Raw genomic sequence first — 15,985 nt, 5'->3', positions numbered from 1 at the left:
TGCCCGTGTCATGAGGCACATCGGCGTGGCGTCCCGCTCGGGTTTTGAACAGCCGAAGCGGTCGTCGTCAACGTCGAGACGGCAATCTAGGTCACAGCATTAAGAACCGGGTCAAGCCCCGCGCAGTCTGTCGGCGTTTCGCGGCGACGTTTCTGCTGCCCGTGGGCCGCGGCATTCGTTCCACCTGCCAACGCGGCAACGAGATTCGACAAACGTCCCCTGCAGCGGGGACTTCGGTCCCTATCGCCGAGTGTGACGGGGCTGGTCGAATGGATGTTGTCCGTTTGTACGAACTTCACGATTCAGGAGACACCATGACCACCCTTCCCGTTCGGCGTCCTCACCCGAGGTCGTTTTTCCCTGAGTTTTCTGAGCTGTTCGCCGGCTTTCCTGCCCTAGCCGGAGTCCGTCACGCGTTCGACACCCGCGTCATGCGGCTCGAGGACGAGATGAAGGACGGCCGCTACGTAGTCCGCGCGGAAATGCCAGGCATCGACCCGGCGAAGGACGTCGACATCACGGTGCGCGATGGGCAACTGAGCATCAAGGCCGAGCGCACCGAGAAGAAAGATTTCGATGGGCGTTCGGAATTCTCATACGGCTCATTCCTTCGCACCGTGTCGCTGCCGACCGGCGCCGACGAGGAGAACATTGAGGCCACGTACGACAACGGCATTCTCACTGTCTCGGTGGCGGTTTCGGAGCCGAAACCGGCCGAGCGGCACGTCCAGATCCAGTCTGCCAACTGACAAGAACCGTGGTGCACAATGACCGGAGCAGCTGATGTCGCCCTGCACTCGCCGCGGCGCGTGTTCCGCGACCGTCGCGAGGCCGGGCGGGTGTTAGCAAACCTCCTCACCGCCTACCGCGATCGACGGGATGTGATCGTCTTGGGCTTGGCGAGGGGTGGAATACCGGTTGCGTGGGAGGTGGCGGCAGCGCTGCGCGCCCCGCTGGATGCCTTCGTCGTCCGCAAACTCGGCGCCCCCGGTCATGAAGAGTTTGCAGTTGGAGCGTTGGCGAGTGGTGGCCGCGTCGTGGTCAACGACGATGTCGTGCGGGGCCTGCGGATCACGCCGCAGGAACTGCGCGACATCGCCGAGCGTGAAGGTCGGGAGCTGGTCCGGCGGGAAGCTGCATACCGCGGCGGACGTCCACCTGCCGATGTGACCGGAAAGACGGTCATTCTTGTGGATGACGGTTTGGCCACCGGCGCAAGCATGTTCGCGGCGGTGCAGGCGCTGCGCGAAGCCGAACCCGCGCACATCGTAATTGCGGTACCGGCGGCCCCGGAATCCACTTGCCGGGAATTCGCGGGTCTTATAGACGATGTCGTATGCGCGAGTATGCCCACCCCCTTTCTCGCGGTGGGAGATTCGTTCTGGGATTTCCGCCAGGTGTCCGACGAGGAGGTTGCTCAGCTGCTTGCTACTCCGACGACAGGGGTCTCGATGACGAGACCTGTGGAGCGAACAGCGGCCGAGATGGTCCGCAGCGTTGCTATCGATGCCCCAGCGGGCATTCCGCCGCGGGAGACGTTGGAGGAGCTGATCGGCGACGCGCGCATTGTCTTGATCGGCGAGAGTTCGCATGGGACGCACGAGTTTTACGAGGCCCGCGCCGCTATTACCAAATGGCTGATCGAGGAGAAGGGATTCGGCGCGGTCGCCGCGGAAGCGGACTGGCCCGACGCTTATCGCGTGAATCGGTATGTTCGCGGTCTCGGCGAGGACGAGAACGCCGATGAGGCGTTGAGTGGATTTGAGCGCTTCCCGGCCTGGATGTGGCGTAACACCGTCGTCCGTGACTTCGTTGACTGGTTACGCACCCACAACCGAGAGCAGCGGTCAACCGGTCAACCCCAGACTGGCTTCTATGGACTGGATCTCTACAGCCTGCATCGGTCGATGCACGAAGTGATCATTTATCTCGACAAGATCGACCCGAAGGCCGCGGCCCGCGCTAGGGCTCGTTATGCGTGCTTCGACCATGCGTCGGCCGACGATGCTCAGGCGTACGGATTTTCGGCCGCGTTCGGCGCCGGTCCATCGTGTGAACGCGAGGCGATCGAGCAACTGGTTGACTTCCAGCGCAACGCGTTGGCCTATGCGCGTAGGGACGGACTGCTAGCCGAGGACGAACTCTTCTACGCCCAGCAAAATGCCCAAACGGTGCGCAACGCCGAGGTGTACTACCGTGCGATGTTCGGCGGCCGTGTCACGTCGTGGAATTTGCGAGACAAGCACATGGCGCAGACGCTGGAGGCGCTTTTGACACATCTGGACCGCCACCACGATGAGCCATCCGCACGAATAGTGGTGTGGGCCCACAACTCACACGTCGGGGACGCGCGGGCGACTGAAGTTTGGGCCGACGGACAGCTGACGCTCGGTCAACTCGTTCGTCAGCGATTTGACGATGAGGCCCGCCTCATTGGGTTCAGCACCTACGGCGGCACGGTCACCGCTGCCAGCGAGTGGGGCGGCGTTGCCGAACGCAAGGCCATTCGGCCGGCACTCAACGGGAGCATCGAAGAACTCCTACACGCGACCGGCGGGAAAGCTTTCCTGGTATCGGCCCGCATTAGCCCGGAAGCCGCAGAGCCGCTGAGTGTCGTTCGATTGGGCCGCGCCATCGGAGTGATCTACCAGCCCACCACCGAACGACAGAGCCATTACTTCCACGTGCGACCAGCCGATCAGTTCGACGCGATGATTCACATCGACAGGACACGTGCGCTCGAGCCTTTGGAGCCGACGAGTCGGTGGATTGCCGGCGAAACGCCGGAGACCTTCCCGAGCGGGCTATAGCCTGGATACCGGACGGAGCCGACGAAATGTGGAGACGCCGGCGGAGTCGGCTCCTCGCCGAGCACCCGTCACGTTGACCATTACTCCAGCGATCGACGTAACGACAAGCGTTGTCTCTGTGCGTCGACCGAGAAAATGCGCTGCGGTGTTGCCCCCATGCCGCGCGCGATCGCCAGGGCAAAGCGGACTAACGGCTCCCGTTGGGGGACGTAAGTCCCTACCGGTGAATGCGGCGGGCTGGTCGGATGGATCTCGTAAGTAAGGCACTTTCGAGAGTTGTCCTGAGAGGAGTTGACCGTCATGGCGTTTACGTCAAGGGCGAGAGTAGTCATTCTTCGGTCACACCCGGTTTGGGTTGCTGCTCAGCAGCGTGCATATGAGCGCAGTGAAGCCATGCGCCGTCATCCGTCATATTTGGCACGAAAGATCGCTGCCGGACAGGGCGGCAACGACATTTCGACGAGGGACGGCTCGCCCGTTCTGGTCCGTCATTAGATCTGGGAAAGCGCGTGATGCAACAGTTGGCGACACCTGGGTCGATCGTCGTCGGTATCGACGGCTCAAAGGCCGCAATAAGCGCAGCACTGTGGGCCGTCGACGAGGCGGTTAGTCGTGATGTCCCGCTGCGTCTCCTGTACGCGGTCGAACAGGACGGCACTCGGGCCGACGGCATCGCGGCCAAACTCACCGTCGCAAATGACGCGCTCCGCCAGGCGGTCACGGCAGTCGAGGCCACCGGACAGCCCGTAAAAATCGAGACGGAGATGATGGATGGATCTCCGGTCAGCTCGTTGATTCGCGCGTCGGCGTCCGCGGCCATGTTGTGTTTAGGCGCGGTCGGATTACGTCACTTCCAACCCGGCCGGATGGGTTCCACCGCAGCGGCTCTGGCCCTCTCTGGACGATGTCCTGTGGCGATTGTTCGAGGTCGCGATGGCTACCGCCGACAGCCGGATGAGATTGTCGTCGATGTAGACGGGTCTCCCGAGAACGGGGTATTGCTGGGCGCCGCCATGGGGGAAGCTTTGCTGCGGAACACCCCAATTCGGGCGGTCATCTGCCGGCAGACCGTGTCGGGTGATGAGGGAGCAGAGCGGGACCGCGATCGCCGGTCGGGTGCCGACCTGGATCGTCGACTGGCCCGCTGGCGGCGGCAGTATCCGCACCTCGAAGTGCAGTCGGTGGTGGCGCACGGCAGCCTGCCGGACTACCTGGCCCGCAACCCCCGGTCTATGCGGTTGGTGATTGTCGGCGCTACGAACCGCCAGCACCTGAGGGAACTTGTCGGGCCAATTGGCACTGCGGTGCTGCAGGACGCTGATAGTTCATTGCTCATCGTCAATCGCCAAAATTTGTGAAATTCAGCAATTATCAAGATGTGGGATATTGAGTCAGCGTCCCATGATTTTGCCTTTGACCGGTCAGGGAGGATTTGCAATGGTTACGGTTTTCTTGGTCGACGACCATGAAGTCGTTCGCCGCGGGCTCGCTGACCTGCTCGCATCCGACCCTGAGCTCGAAATCGTCGGAGATGCGGGCTCGGTCTCCGAAGCAAAGGTGAGGATAGCGGCGTTGAAGCCCGACGTCGCCGTACTTGACGTTCGTCTTCCCGACGGCAGCGGAATCGAACTGTGCCGCGACCTGCTGTCCGACCTCCCGGACTTGCGGTGTTTGATGTTGACGTCGTTCACCTCCGATGAAGCGATGCTCGAGGCGATCCTGGCCGGGGCCAGCGGCTACGTCGTCAAAGACATCAGGGGCATGGAGCTGGCTCAGGCCATCAAAGACGTCGGTGCAGGTAAATCACTGCTGGACAACCGGGCGGCCGCCGCGTTGATGTCGAAACTCCGCGGCTCCGCGGAGCGCAAGGATCCACTATCGGGATTGACCGACCGCGAGCGGACGCTACTTGCACTTCTTAGCGAAGGGTTGACAAATAGGCAGATCGCCACCCGAATGTTTCTGGCCGAGAAAACGGTGAAGAACTACGTGTCGCGGCTGCTGGCCAAGCTCGGCATGGAGCGGCGGACCCAAGCAGCAGTGTTCGCCTCGAAGTTAGACCAACAGTCCGCCCCACCGATTACGGGGACCGAATAAGCGCCGGATTGAGCAGCCCGTGGATCTAAGCCGTGTTTTGGGGCGAGAATCACCTGTTATTTGACGTCTGCCTCACTGGGCCTAAACTCAGCTAAGGCTCCTTCACATTCTCGCTCTGGGTAACCACCAGCTGCCAAGGGGTCGAAGTGTCGTGGAGGTATCGGGCGTTGTCCGGCGACGATAGTGGCTCGGCTTTCGCCGGTCTCGGTCGGCGTGGGCTTGTGCACAGGATGCATGAGCAACTCGACGAGTTGCTGACCGCGCGCGACCAAATGGAGCAATTGCTGCGCTTGATCGTCGAGATCGGTGCAGATCTGGATCTGGACTCAACACTGCGCCGGATCGTTTCGGCGGCCAGGAAATTGACCTCGGCCCCCTACGGCGCCATCGCCGTACGTGATCCAGCGGGCGCGTTGATCGCGTTTGTCCACCAGGGAATTGACGATGACCGCGTACAGCGAATCGGGCACTTGCCGGTTGGCAAGGGAGTTCTTAGCCTGTCGCTCTTCGATACGCCGGTGTTGAGTCTGGATGATCTCGGGGCGCACCCGGCTTCGGTCGGGTTCCCCGAGCACCATCCTCCGATGCAGGCTTTTCTTGGAGTGCCGATCACCATCCGGGGAACGATATTCGGCAACCTGTACATAACCCATGACGAGCCGGGCCGGGTGTTCTCGGAATCCGATAAGGTCGCCGCCCGTGCGTTGGCGTTCGCCGCGGCGGTCGCCATCGACAACGCGCAACTATTCGAGCGCGAACGCACGTCGGTGAAGTGGATGGACGCGAGCCGCGAAATCACCACCGCCCTGCTGTCCAGTGTCGAGCCAACCCGGTCGCCTTTGCAGTTGATCGCCGAACGCGCGTGTGCTCTGACCGAAGCCGAACAGGCGATCGTTCTTGTCCCAGACGACGCCGACCTGCCCAGTGACGAAGTCGACACGCTGGTTGTCTCTGCCGCGGTGGGGCTTCGTGCCTCCGAAGTTATCGGCCAGCGGGTTCCGGTGGACGCTTCCTCCAGCGGCAGCGTTTTCCGCTCTGGCCAGCCGCTGATCACCGAGTTGTTGAGTTACCCGATTCAGGCGTTCACCGATGTCGGACAACGCAGTGCGATTTTGATGCCGCTGTGCGCTGACCATGAAGTCGCCGGGGTGATCGCCGTCGCCCGCAGCGCAGACCGGCCCCCATTCGACAACAGTTACCTCGACCTGGTGAGTGATTTTGCGAGTCATGCTGCGATAGCACTCATGCTCGCTTCGGGCCGCGAGCATGCACGCCAGCTGACCGTTGTCGCCGAGCGTGAGCGCATCGCGCATGACTTGCATGACCATGTCATTCAAAGGTTGTTTGCCGCTGGCATGAATCTGCAGGGCACGGTCGCCCGGGTACGCTCACCCGAGGTTTCCGAGCGGCTCAACCGCACGCTCGACGATCTTCAAGCCATCATCGAGGAGATTCGCACGACCATCTTCCAGCTGAAATCCCCGTTAGAGACCGATGGCGGGTTTCGAAATCGGATTCAACAAGTGGTTGCCGACCTGACCGAAGATCGCGACATTGTGACTACTGTGCGCCTGCACGGGCCGATGACCGCCGTTGGCGGCGAACTCGCTGCGCACGCCGAAGCGGTTACCGCGGAAGGTATCAGCAACGCCGTTCGGCACTCCGGTGCTTCACGACTGACCGTCGAGGTCAGTGTCGCCGACATGTTGACTCTCGACATCATCGACAACGGTTGTGGCGTGCCCGCCGACAATCCGCGCCGCAGCGGACTGGCCAATATGTCGCACCGTGCTGAGCAGGCTGGGGGCAGCTGCGAGATCACTAGTCCACCAGAGGGTGGTACCTGGGTGCACTGGGCCGCTCCGCTGACCGACCACTGATACCCAGCGAAACCCTCGTCAGCACCCGCGAACACGAGGCTAACGGAGCACCAAATCCGTTGCCGCGCGGTCCCCGAGGTGATCAGCATGAACGACGAGGCACGTCTGTGCCGGGACCAACGGCGCAGACGTCGGGCCCAATGACCCTGCCAAATCGCACGGATCAGCCATAACGTCATGTGCAGTCATGGGCATGACCGGACGGTTATATCTGTGTGGTCGACCTTCAGGACCACTTCGGGTTCGATCGGTCGAGACGCGTCGAGGAGGGACGATGAGCAGTCATGCGGTGGGATTCGCGGACACATGTCGACTGCAAGATGGGCGACTCGTCTCGCTGCGCAGCCTTGGTGCCGCTGACGCCGAAGCTGTTGTGGCGCTTCATCGATGCCTCAACGATCATGACCGTTACTACCGTTTCTTCACACTGAGCCCCGTTCATCTCGACCAGCTGGTAAGTAAGTTGATTGAACCCACGGACGGGCGTTGTGCCCTTGGCGCATTTGACGGAGAACGACTCATTGGTATTGCGAACTACGCGGTCGTTGATGACCCGACGGTCGCCGATGTCGCGATCGTTGTCGCTCATGCGGATCACCTGCATGGCGTCGGAACGGCACTGCTTAGACGGCTGGCTCAGATCGCCAAAACTCGCGGGATACGACGATTCGTAGCCGACATCCTGTCCGAAAACCACACCATGTTCCAGGTCTTGTCCGATCTGGGTTGGTTGGGGGACCGACGGCCTTGCGGATCAGTTCGTCACGTGGAGATCGAGCTTCCCGACTGTCCCGCAGACGCGTCGACCTCCAACGATCTTCCATAGCGAGGAGTATGAAATGGTCTCGACTACAACGAAATACGGAATATTAGTTTGTGTTGATGGGTCGGCGGCATCTGACACTGCGGTAGCCTGGGCAACCCACGAGGCCATCATGCGGCATCTGCCTATCACGCTGCTGCACGCTGAGGCTCCAGTTGTAGTCGGCTGGCCAGTGGGTCCGCTGTATTTGGACATGCCCGAGTGGCAGAAAGAAAACGGACAGCACGTTATCGACCAGGCCCGAAAGACGCTGAGCGCTAGCCTGGGCGGGTCTAAGCTGCCCGAAACGCACACCGAGATGGTGTATTCCAGCGTTGTTCCTACACTGATTGACGCCTCCAGAAGTGCTTCGATGATCGTCGCCGGCAGCCAGGGCCTGGGTGCGTTGGGCCGCCTGCTGCTAGGTTCGGTCGCTACGGCGCTGATGCACCATGCGCATTGCCCGGTCGCGATTATTCATTCCGGTGAAACCGCGGCCGCTGACTCCAATGCGCCTGTGCTACTGGGCATCGACGGATCCCCTGCGTCGGAAGCGGCGACCGCCCTGGCCTTTGATGAAGCTTCCCGCCGAGGGGTTGGGCTGTTGGCGCTGCACGCGTGGAGCGACGTGGGAGTGTTTCCGATGCTCGGGATGGACTGGCGGGATAGCGAGCGTAAAGGGCAGGAGATCCTCGCCGAACGCCTCGCCGGTTGGCAAGAGCAGTATCCCGATGTGCACGTCGAGCGGTTGCTGTTCTGCGATAAGCCTTCCCGGTGGTTGCTTGAGGAGTCTGAACGCGCCCAGCTGGCGGTAGTCGGTAGCCACGGGCGCGGGGGGTTTCCCGGCATGCTTCTGGGTTCGGTCAGCTCCGCTGTCGCTCAATCGGCAACAGTCCCAGTTATCGTGGTTCGCGGCAGTTGATAAGACGCCCATCGTTGCGCTGCAGGGTCTTTGGTCCCTCCATGATGAGTACATTCGGCAGGCACCTGGCCCCAACCGCGTCCGCTAGTTTCATGGCTTATGACCTATGTGATCGGCACGGCGTGCATAGATGTGATGGATAAGTCCTGTGTTCAGGAATGCCCAGTCGACTGCATCTACGAGGGTGCCCGGGCAATGTACATCAACCCCGACGAGTGCGTGGATTGTGGGGCTTGCAAGTCGATTTGCCGCCTCGACGCGATTTACTGGGAGGGCGATCTTCCCGACGACCAGCAACAGCACCTCGATGACAATGCTGGCTTCTTCAGCCAAGTGCTCCCGGGTCGCAGTTCCCCCCTGGGCTGCCCGGGTGGTGCCGCCGGTGTGGGGCCAATCGGCGTTGACACGCCGTTGATAGCCGCGGTGCCTGCACCCAGCGAGTGATCGTTCCAGTTCGCGATTCGTGTGCTGAGTGATGCGAAAGCTCCATCGGGTCTGGCGCCGGTTGGTCGTTTTCGATAATGGGGCCTTTCGGCCGCGCGGATCGGGACTTCTGGCTCCTGACTGACGGTAACCGGGCTCATAGAGTTCTTAGTCGTACGAAGTGGATGCCGTCGTCGACTGGTAACGGCGACAGGGAGATTGGATGGTCGATGAGCCACAACATGACAGTTTTTACGGGTATCGCGGTTGCGGCGCTGCTGCTCTTGCTGACCGCCTCGATTCGGGTGGTGCAGCAGTATCAGCGCGGTGTGCATTTCCGACTCGGCCGGGTAATCGCGGTTCGCGAACCGGGACTGCGCCTGATCATCCCGGTGATCGACCGGCTGTGGCGGGTTTCGATGCGCATCGTGACCATGCCGATTCAATCGCAGGGCATCATCACCCGCGACAACGTCAGCGTCGACATCGCCGCAGTCGCGTACTTCCGCGTCGTCGATGCCCGCAAATCGGTCGTGGTGATCGAAAACGTCGGTGCTGCAATAGATCAAATCGCGCAGACGACGCTGCGCAATGTTGTGGGACAACATTCCCTCGATGAGGTCCTCGCCCAAACGGAGAAGATCAACGCCAGCATCCGCCAGATCCTGGACACCACCACCGTGGAATGGGGCGTGGAGGTGACCCTCGTCGAACTCAAGGACATCCAGCTTCCAGACAGCATGAAACGCGCCATGGCCCGCGAGGCCGAGGCTGAGCGTGAGAAGCGAGCCAAAATCATTGCTGCCGAGGGGGAAGCACGCGCCGCGGCGGCGCTCGGCGACGCTTCCGACACCATGATGCAGCACCCGCTGGCATTACAGCTGCGGAATCTGCAGACTCTGGCGGAACTGGGGGTGGAGAAAAACACCACCATTGTGTTTCCCGCCCCTTTGATGACCGCGATCGGAGAGCTCACCGGCTTTCTGAACCGCGAGCGGACCGCCTCGAGGTCCGGCCAGCCTAACGGGCTGTCCGACCCCTTACTCACTCATGCCACGAATTTGCACTGAACGCCGTAGCGCTTCCCAGATTGAGTACGTTTAGCTGAGAGTAGGAACGAAATGTCAAGTCACGAAGTGAATTCGGGCGTATTGGTCGGCGTCGACGGGTCTCGATCATCCAAGAGGGCTGTTCAGTGGGCTGCGCGCGAGGCGAGGATGCGCAATGAGCCGCTCACCGTGGTTCATGTGGTCGTCACACCGTCGTGGGGTCCGGCGCCATGGCTCTTGTCTAATGCCCCTCTGCCGCTGCCCGCCGAGGAAGACCCGGCATTGGAAAGGTCAGGCCGGAAGATCATCGCGGATGCGATCAAAATCGCCGAAGAAAGTACTCGCGAAAATGGCTGTCCTGCAATTAACAGTGAGCTCTTCTTTTCAGTGCCCGTGCCGACACTTGTCGGCCTGTCCAAAGAGGCGCGACTTGTAGTTGTGGGACGCCGCGGGCAGCACCGTCTGCGTGGAGTCCTGCTCGGCTCGGTCAGTACGGGCCTGATCCATCATGCGCACTGCCCAGTCGCGGTGATCGGCGACGGGGCTCCAACAGGGTCGAAGGACTCCGGGCGGCCAGTAGTGGTCGGTATCGACGGTTCGCCCGCCTCGGAATTAGCCACCGAAATCGCGTTCGACGAGGCATCATTCCGGCGTGTTGACTTGGTCGCCATACACGCTTGGAGAGATCCAGATCTGTCAAAAGGGTTGAGCATGGAATGGACGGCGCAACAATCGATCGCAAGTAAAGACCTCGCCGAGCGGCTGGCCGGTTGGCGCGAACGCTTTCCGGACGTCACCGTCCATCCCCGCATCATGTGGGGCGATCCGGCCGATCACCTGCTCGATGAGGCCAAGTCAGCCCAGCTGCTAGTTGTCGGCAGTCACGGCCGCGGAGGATTCGCCGGGATGATGCTGGGATCAGTCAGTACGGCCGTTGCACATGCTGCCCGCATCCCCGTGATTGTAGCCCGGCGACGCTAACCGCCACCCGGGGGAACCAACAAGGTCTGACGGCCACGTGGTTGGGGACTAAAGCCTCATGACCGACGACTATCGGGCCAATAGTGTTTCGGTTACCGGAAACAAGGGAGAAACGAAATGTCTTTGTCGACAAAGCGTTACGGCATCGTCGTCGGCGTCGACGGGTCGCCCGCATCGGATTTCGCCGTCTGCTGGGCCGCGCGCGACGCGGCTATGCGAAACGTCGCCCTGACCCTTGTCCACATGCTCAAGACATTCGTGCCCACGTATCCTCAGATACCGATGCCGGCCGGAGTTGCGCTATGGCAGGAAGACGACGGGCGCCGGGTCCTTGAAGAAGCGGTCAAGATCGCCGAAGACGCCGCCAAGACATGCCGCAGCATCGACATCGCAAGCCAACTGCTGCTTTCACCTCCGGTGCCCACGCTGGTCGATTTGTCCGAGGACGCAGTGATGGTCGTCGTCGGCAATAACGGACGCGGCGCAATGGCCCGGGTTGTGCTCGGGTCGGTCAGCTCCGGTGTGGTGCGGCGCGCGAAGTGTCCGGTCGCCGTCGTCCGCGACGAAGACCCGTTGATGTCTCACCCTCTGCAAGCGCCCGTGCTGGTGGGAATCGATGGTTCGCCGGCCTCGGAACTTGCGGCAGCCATTGCGTTCGAAGAAGCGTCGCGTCGCGGTGTCGTGCTGAAGGCGCTACACGCGTGGCGCACCGTTGAGGATTTGGACCTCCCTGGATTGGACTGGTCGGCGATACAGTCCGAAGCGGAGCGCAGTCTGGACGAACGCCTAGCGGGCTGGCAAGAACGCTATCCCGATGTCAAAGTTGATCGACTCGTTGTCGGTGACCGGTCCCCCGCTCGAGAGTTGGTCGAACAGTCTGAATCGGCGCAGCTGGTGGTGGTGGGCAGCCACGGCCGAGGCGGCTTGACCGGCGTGCTGTTGGGCTCAGTCAGCAACGCGGTGGTACACGCAGTCCGTGTGCCTGTGATCGTGGCGCGGCCGGTCTAAGTGGACCCCGCGAAATCGACCTAAGACAACCAGATTTCGAATTACGAAGGGGCGGTCATGGCGAACAGGCTCGTTGAGTCGAGAACAACTGCGGTGCCTTACGTCGATGTGCACGAAACTCATACGGGCATGGTTGTGCTGGTCGGCGACCGAGCGTTCAAGGCGAAAAAGCCAGTCTTCACTGACTTTCTCGACTTCCGCACGCTCGAGCAGCGTGAGCGCGCGTGCTTTCGGGAAGTCAAGTTGAACAGTCGGCTGTCTCCCGACAGTTACTTTGGAGTCGCGCACCTCAGCGACCCCACCGGCGGCCCAGCCGAACCGATTGTCGTCATGCGACGGTACCGCGATGAGGACCGGTTGGCGTCCATAGTGACCGGTGACCGGTCTGGCCAGTCGGCCCAGCGACTACTCGACCGTATCGCCGAAGTGCTGGCCGACTTTCACGAACAAGCCGAGCGCGATCCGGTAATCAGTCAGCAGGGGACACTCAGTGCGATCGAGCAACGCTGGCACGAGAACCTGACGGAATTGAACAGGCATGCAGCCGAGACGATTTCGGGTGTATCGAGCCCGTCTGTATCGAAAATTGAGCATCTAGTCACCGAATTTATCTCGGGGCGTGCGGCTTTGCTTTCGAGTCGCATCGAAGGAGGTTACATCGTCGATGGCCATGGCGACTTGCTCGCCGACGACATTTTTTGCGTCGATGGTGAACCGGCTCTGCTCGACTGCTTGGAATTCGACGACGAGCTCCGCTACATCGACCGCGTCGATGACGCCGCGTTTCTTGCGATGGACGTAGAGTTTCTGGGCCGCAAAGATCTTGGAGAGTATTTCCTCGAACAATACGTCGCACACTCGGCGGACACGGCACCGCCGTCACTTCGAGACTTCTACATCGCGTACCGTGCAGTCGTAAGAGCCAAGGTTGACTGCGTGCGACTGTCGCAGGGAAAAACGGAGGCTGAAGCCGACGCCGCTGCGCATGTGGACATTGCGCTCCGGCACCTGGAAAGCGGAGCCATTCGGCTAGCGCTGATCGGTGGCAATCCGGGCACCGGAAAGTCCACCCTCGCGCGGGCTCTTGCTGAAAAGGTTGGAGCACAGGTCATCTCCACCGATGACGTTCGTCGAGAACTACGAGAATCGGGCGCGATCGACGGAGATCCGGGTGTGATGAACTCGGGACTGTACACCCCGGACAACGTCACGGCCGTGTATGAGGTAACGCTGCGCCGGGCCCGCGCGCTTTTAGGCAAGGGCCACTCAGTGATCCTCGACGCTACCTGGCGTGATCCCCAAATGCGTGCACACGCTCAGTGCCTTGCGACGGAAACGCACTCGGTGATGGTGGAACTCATGTGCGTGGCCACGATTGACACGGCCGCACAGAGAATAAGGGCGCGGCGGCCTGGGAACTCCGACGTGACTCCGGAGATCGCGGTGGAATTAGCCACCCAAAGCGACCGCTGGGACGACGCATACCGCGTGGACACCTCGCGGGGACGCGACCTCTCAGTGCTATCGGCTCACTCTGTCTGGCGCCGAGCAGTCTAGGCAAGGAGTAGACATGTCATCGAAAACTACTGTTTGAGGTTATGTCTCGGACATATCAACTTTGCGTATTCGCGATACCGAGGAGGCCGGCGGTAGGGCGACAGCGTGGGTGAGCTGTCGATACCGACCTTCCGGTTCCACCGGGCTTCGTATTGATGCGGAGCAGCTATCTGGCGTCGATGCAGAGCGTCATGGTCAGCCGCTCGTCGCGCCGCAAACGCAGGTTCAACCGCTTCGTCAAAGGGCTGCCGTGCGCCATTTGTGATGTGACCGCGAGTCCAAAAGACAGCAAGGGGCACAACCGCTGGGCCGACCGATGATTGGCGGCGGGGATACTGCACACGCTTCGACCATGAGCCCTTCGGCTCAGGCGAAAGGACTTTCGGCCATGGCGCCAGTCGCCGGATTGCATAAATCTTAGTTAGAGCAATGGCCGCAATCGGCCTCCGACGAACGTGTAGGACTAATCGACTATGCCTCACATTGCACCGCCTGCTTTCGTCAATTTGCCCGCGCTGCTGTCTTCGGTTTCAGACCAGACATTGCTTGCCGATCCGGCACTGCGGGCGCTCGTGGTCGAGCACTCCTGCTACGAGCTGCACCTGGCCGACTGGTATGCGCGACAACCGCCGCGACGCCATTGTGAATTCAACGACTGGATCATCGAAGGCCGGGGACTGCTCGACGGACTCGACGAGCTCAAAAAAACGGTCTACGGCTACCTTCGACGTGAGACTGACGCGCAGTCGGCGCTGGGCAACGCACGTAAGAACGGAAGGCCATCGTGATGTTGACCGTACGTCCGGCAACCACAGCCGACCTCGCAGAAGCCTGCCGCAGCCGCTTTAACCTTCGCCTCAATCGCTGCGCGTCCTCGCCGATGTAACGGCCTTGCCCTGTGCGACAGATGAATTTGCCAAGAGCGCCGCTCGGGTCAAGCACCCTTTGAGCCGTCCGGACGAGATACCTATGGGCCGACGCGGCTCGGCCTGGCCAGGACGATGATCGAAAGTCCAGCACGCCGGGGTCGCTATCGGCTTCTTCGTCCTGTCGGACGAAGAAGCTGCTCATCGGCCCAATGCACAGCGCATGGTCGCCGCGCCCAAGCCGACGCCGCCCGGCCACTCGCGTCCTACATGTCGGCGATCAGCGACCCGATCAAGGCCAGCGCGCACACGCCCATGATCACGACGATCGCCCAGCCCGTGAGGTTAGCAAACCAGTTATTGACATGGCGGCCCATGATTGCCCGGTTATTACCGACCAACGTGATCATCGCCATCAAAGGTGGTGCCAGCACGCCATTAACCGCAGCGGCGTAGTACAGCAACCGAAACGGGGGAATACCTACGAAGTTCAGGCCCACGCCTACAAGCGTTGCCAGGGCGATCACCACGTAGAACGCGCGAGCCTCGCGGAACGTGTAGCCGAGGCCGGCCTTCCAGCCCAGCGCCTCCGATAGCGCGTAGGAGGCCGAGCCGGCCAGCGTGGGCACGGACAGGAAGCCGACGCCGATGATCCCAATTGCGAACAGCAGAAAGGCCAAATCACCGGCGAGCGGCCGCAGCGCCAAGGCCGCCTGATCGGGTGTGTCCACGGTCGAAACGCCGGCTGCGTGCAAGGTGGACGCACAGGTCAAGATGATGAAGAACTGCACGACGTTGGAGAAGCCCATCCCAACAGCGGTGTCGGCGCGCATATTGCGGATGTCGCTTCCGAGCACCACCGGCACACCCGCGCCGTAGAACTTCATCCGCCCGCGAGCGAAGTCCTCCTCCGCCTCCTGGTCGGCCTGCCAGAAGAAGCAGTAGGGCGTGATGGTGGTCCCCAGTAGCGCGACGATATTCAGCACGTAGGCGCCCGACCACTCGACATGCGGAATGATCGCGCTGACCGCGACGGTTGGCCACCACGGATGGTGGACGATGAACGCCGCCGCGACGTAGGCCAGCAGGCTCAGACAGGCATATTTCAGGAACCGGGCGTAAGCGGGGTAGGGCACGAAAATTTGTAGCGCCAAAGAGATCCCGACTATCACCGCCAGCCAAGCCAGAAACGGCAAGTGAATCAGCAGCTGCCCAGTCGCCGCCATCGCGCCGAGGTCGGCCCCGACATTGACGACATTCGCGATCATCAGCAACGACACGGCGACATAGAGCACCGGGCGCGAGTAGTGCTCGCGCAACACCGCAGCCAGGCCGCGGCCAGTGACCATGCCGATGCGCCCGCAAATCTCCTGGATCGCACTCATGAACGGGTAGGTCCAAGCTGCTACCCACAGCTGGGAGTAGCCGAACTGCGCACCGGTCTGGCTATACGTTTGAATGCCCGATGGGTCGTCGTCGGACGACCCGGTGACGAAACCCGGCCCCAGAATGCGCCATCCGGATGCGGCGCGGGCACGTACCGTCACGCCTGCATTATGACACAGGCAAGTGACGGTTTGGGTCCGGCGG

14 protein-coding genes are annotated in these 15,985 nt (G+C 61.5%); 13 read left to right on the top strand and 1 reads right to left on the bottom strand.

From position 1 onward, the window contains the following. The first annotated feature begins 314 nt into the window (after positions 1 to 314). The 13 genes from MRAB57_RS00235 to MRAB57_RS00170 all read left to right on the top strand — a co-directional run bounded on the left by MRAB57_RS00235 (position 315) and on the right by MRAB57_RS00170 (position 14,317). On the top strand, positions 315 to 749 hold the full coding sequence (locus MRAB57_RS00235) for an HSP20 family small heat-shock protein (RefSeq protein WP_077090292.1): 435 nt from the start codon (positions 315 to 317) through the stop codon (positions 747 to 749). Between the two features lie 18 nt (positions 750 to 767). Further along, positions 768 to 2,810, top strand: a complete 2,043-nt coding sequence (locus MRAB57_RS00230) for an erythromycin esterase family protein (RefSeq protein ID WP_077085772.1) — start codon at positions 768 to 770, stop codon at positions 2,808 to 2,810. Positions 2,811 to 3,322: 512 nt separating this feature from the next. Beyond that, positions 3,323 to 4,168, top strand: coding sequence for a universal stress protein (locus MRAB57_RS00220; protein ID WP_077085770.1), 846 nt, complete (start codon positions 3,323 to 3,325; stop codon positions 4,166 to 4,168). A gap of 79 nt (positions 4,169 to 4,247) precedes the next feature. After that, on the top strand, positions 4,248 to 4,907 hold the full coding sequence (locus tag MRAB57_RS00215) for a response regulator (RefSeq protein WP_077085769.1): 660 nt from the start codon (positions 4,248 to 4,250) through the stop codon (positions 4,905 to 4,907). Between the two features lie 230 nt (positions 4,908 to 5,137). After that, positions 5,138 to 6,787 carry a GAF domain-containing sensor histidine kinase gene (locus tag MRAB57_RS00210; RefSeq protein ID WP_083743252.1) on the top strand — a complete coding sequence of 550 codons (1,650 nt, stop codon included), beginning with the start codon at positions 5,138 to 5,140 and terminating at the stop codon, positions 6,785 to 6,787. Between the two features lie 187 nt (positions 6,788 to 6,974). Then, positions 6,975 to 7,613, top strand: a complete 639-nt coding sequence (locus MRAB57_RS00205) for a GNAT family N-acetyltransferase (RefSeq protein WP_342743331.1) — start codon at positions 6,975 to 6,977, stop codon at positions 7,611 to 7,613. Between the two features lie 13 nt (positions 7,614 to 7,626). Continuing rightward, positions 7,627 to 8,511 (top strand): universal stress protein, encoded by an 885-nt coding sequence (locus MRAB57_RS00200; RefSeq protein WP_077085766.1) that lies wholly within the window; start codon positions 7,627 to 7,629, stop codon positions 8,509 to 8,511. Between the two features lie 99 nt (positions 8,512 to 8,610). After that, positions 8,611 to 8,955 carry a ferredoxin gene (gene fdxA / locus MRAB57_RS00195; protein ID WP_077085765.1) on the top strand — a complete coding sequence of 115 codons (345 nt, stop codon included), beginning with the start codon at positions 8,611 to 8,613 and terminating at the stop codon, positions 8,953 to 8,955. Positions 8,956 to 9,176: 221 nt separating this feature from the next. Next, positions 9,177 to 10,004: a slipin family protein gene (locus MRAB57_RS00190; RefSeq protein WP_077090291.1), complete on the top strand. Its 828-nt coding sequence runs from the start codon at positions 9,177 to 9,179 to the stop codon at positions 10,002 to 10,004. Between the two features lie 51 nt (positions 10,005 to 10,055). Continuing rightward, the gene (locus tag MRAB57_RS00185) at positions 10,056 to 10,964 is read left to right on the top strand and encodes a universal stress protein (protein WP_077085764.1); all 909 of its coding nucleotides are present in this window, start codon (positions 10,056 to 10,058) and stop codon (positions 10,962 to 10,964) included. Positions 10,965 to 11,081: 117 nt separating this feature from the next. After that, a complete protein-coding gene (locus tag MRAB57_RS00180) occupies positions 11,082 to 11,972 on the top strand; it encodes a universal stress protein (protein ID WP_077085763.1) in 891 nt (296 codons plus the stop codon). Between the two features lie 57 nt (positions 11,973 to 12,029). Beyond that, complete coding sequence (locus tag MRAB57_RS00175; RefSeq protein ID WP_077085762.1) at positions 12,030 to 13,529, top strand: bifunctional aminoglycoside phosphotransferase/ATP-binding protein; 1,500 nt, start codon at positions 12,030 to 12,032, stop codon at positions 13,527 to 13,529. Between the two features lie 473 nt (positions 13,530 to 14,002). Then, on the top strand, positions 14,003 to 14,317 hold the full coding sequence (locus MRAB57_RS00170) for a hypothetical protein (protein ID WP_157900536.1): 315 nt from the start codon (positions 14,003 to 14,005) through the stop codon (positions 14,315 to 14,317). 344 nt (positions 14,318 to 14,661) lie between these two features. Here the strand turns inward: MRAB57_RS00170 and MRAB57_RS00165 are convergent, their stop codons facing one another. Next, positions 14,662 to 15,942 carry an NRAMP family divalent metal transporter gene (locus MRAB57_RS00165; RefSeq protein ID WP_077085760.1) on the bottom strand — a complete coding sequence of 427 codons (1,281 nt, stop codon included), beginning with the start codon at positions 15,940 to 15,942 and terminating at the stop codon, positions 14,662 to 14,664. Positions 15,943 to 15,985 lie beyond the last annotated feature (43 nt).

Origin of the sequence: Mycobacterium rhizamassiliense (genome assembly GCF_900157375.1) — a bacterium.
Classification (GTDB): domain Bacteria; phylum Actinomycetota; class Actinomycetes; order Mycobacteriales; family Mycobacteriaceae; genus Mycobacterium; species Mycobacterium rhizamassiliense.
This window is presented reverse-complemented; position numbering and strand designations above follow the sequence as displayed.

Excerpts from the sequence above, each read along its gene's own strand:
- MRAB57_RS00235 (WP_077090292.1), top strand. The coding sequence starts at position 315 with ATGACCACCCTTCCCGTTCGGCGTCCTCACCCGAGGTCGTTTTTCCCT.
- MRAB57_RS00230 (WP_077085772.1), top strand. The coding sequence starts at position 768 with ATGACCGGAGCAGCTGATGTCGCCCTGCACTCGCCGCGGCGCGTGTTC.
- MRAB57_RS00220 (WP_077085770.1), top strand. The coding sequence starts at position 3,323 with ATGCAACAGTTGGCGACACCTGGGTCGATCGTCGTCGGTATCGACGGC.
- MRAB57_RS00215 (WP_077085769.1), top strand. The coding sequence starts at position 4,248 with ATGGTTACGGTTTTCTTGGTCGACGACCATGAAGTCGTTCGCCGCGGG.
- MRAB57_RS00210 (WP_083743252.1), top strand. The coding sequence starts at position 5,138 with ATGCATGAGCAACTCGACGAGTTGCTGACCGCGCGCGACCAAATGGAG.
- MRAB57_RS00205 (WP_342743331.1), top strand. The coding sequence starts at position 6,975 with ATGGGCATGACCGGACGGTTATATCTGTGTGGTCGACCTTCAGGACCA.
- MRAB57_RS00200 (WP_077085766.1), top strand. The coding sequence starts at position 7,627 with ATGGTCTCGACTACAACGAAATACGGAATATTAGTTTGTGTTGATGGG.
- fdxA (WP_077085765.1), top strand. The coding sequence starts at position 8,611 with ATGACCTATGTGATCGGCACGGCGTGCATAGATGTGATGGATAAGTCC.
- MRAB57_RS00190 (WP_077090291.1), top strand. The coding sequence starts at position 9,177 with ATGACAGTTTTTACGGGTATCGCGGTTGCGGCGCTGCTGCTCTTGCTG.
- MRAB57_RS00185 (WP_077085764.1), top strand. The coding sequence starts at position 10,056 with ATGTCAAGTCACGAAGTGAATTCGGGCGTATTGGTCGGCGTCGACGGG.
- MRAB57_RS00180 (WP_077085763.1), top strand. The coding sequence starts at position 11,082 with ATGTCTTTGTCGACAAAGCGTTACGGCATCGTCGTCGGCGTCGACGGG.
- MRAB57_RS00175 (WP_077085762.1), top strand. The coding sequence starts at position 12,030 with ATGGCGAACAGGCTCGTTGAGTCGAGAACAACTGCGGTGCCTTACGTC.
- MRAB57_RS00170 (WP_157900536.1), top strand. The coding sequence starts at position 14,003 with ATGCCTCACATTGCACCGCCTGCTTTCGTCAATTTGCCCGCGCTGCTG.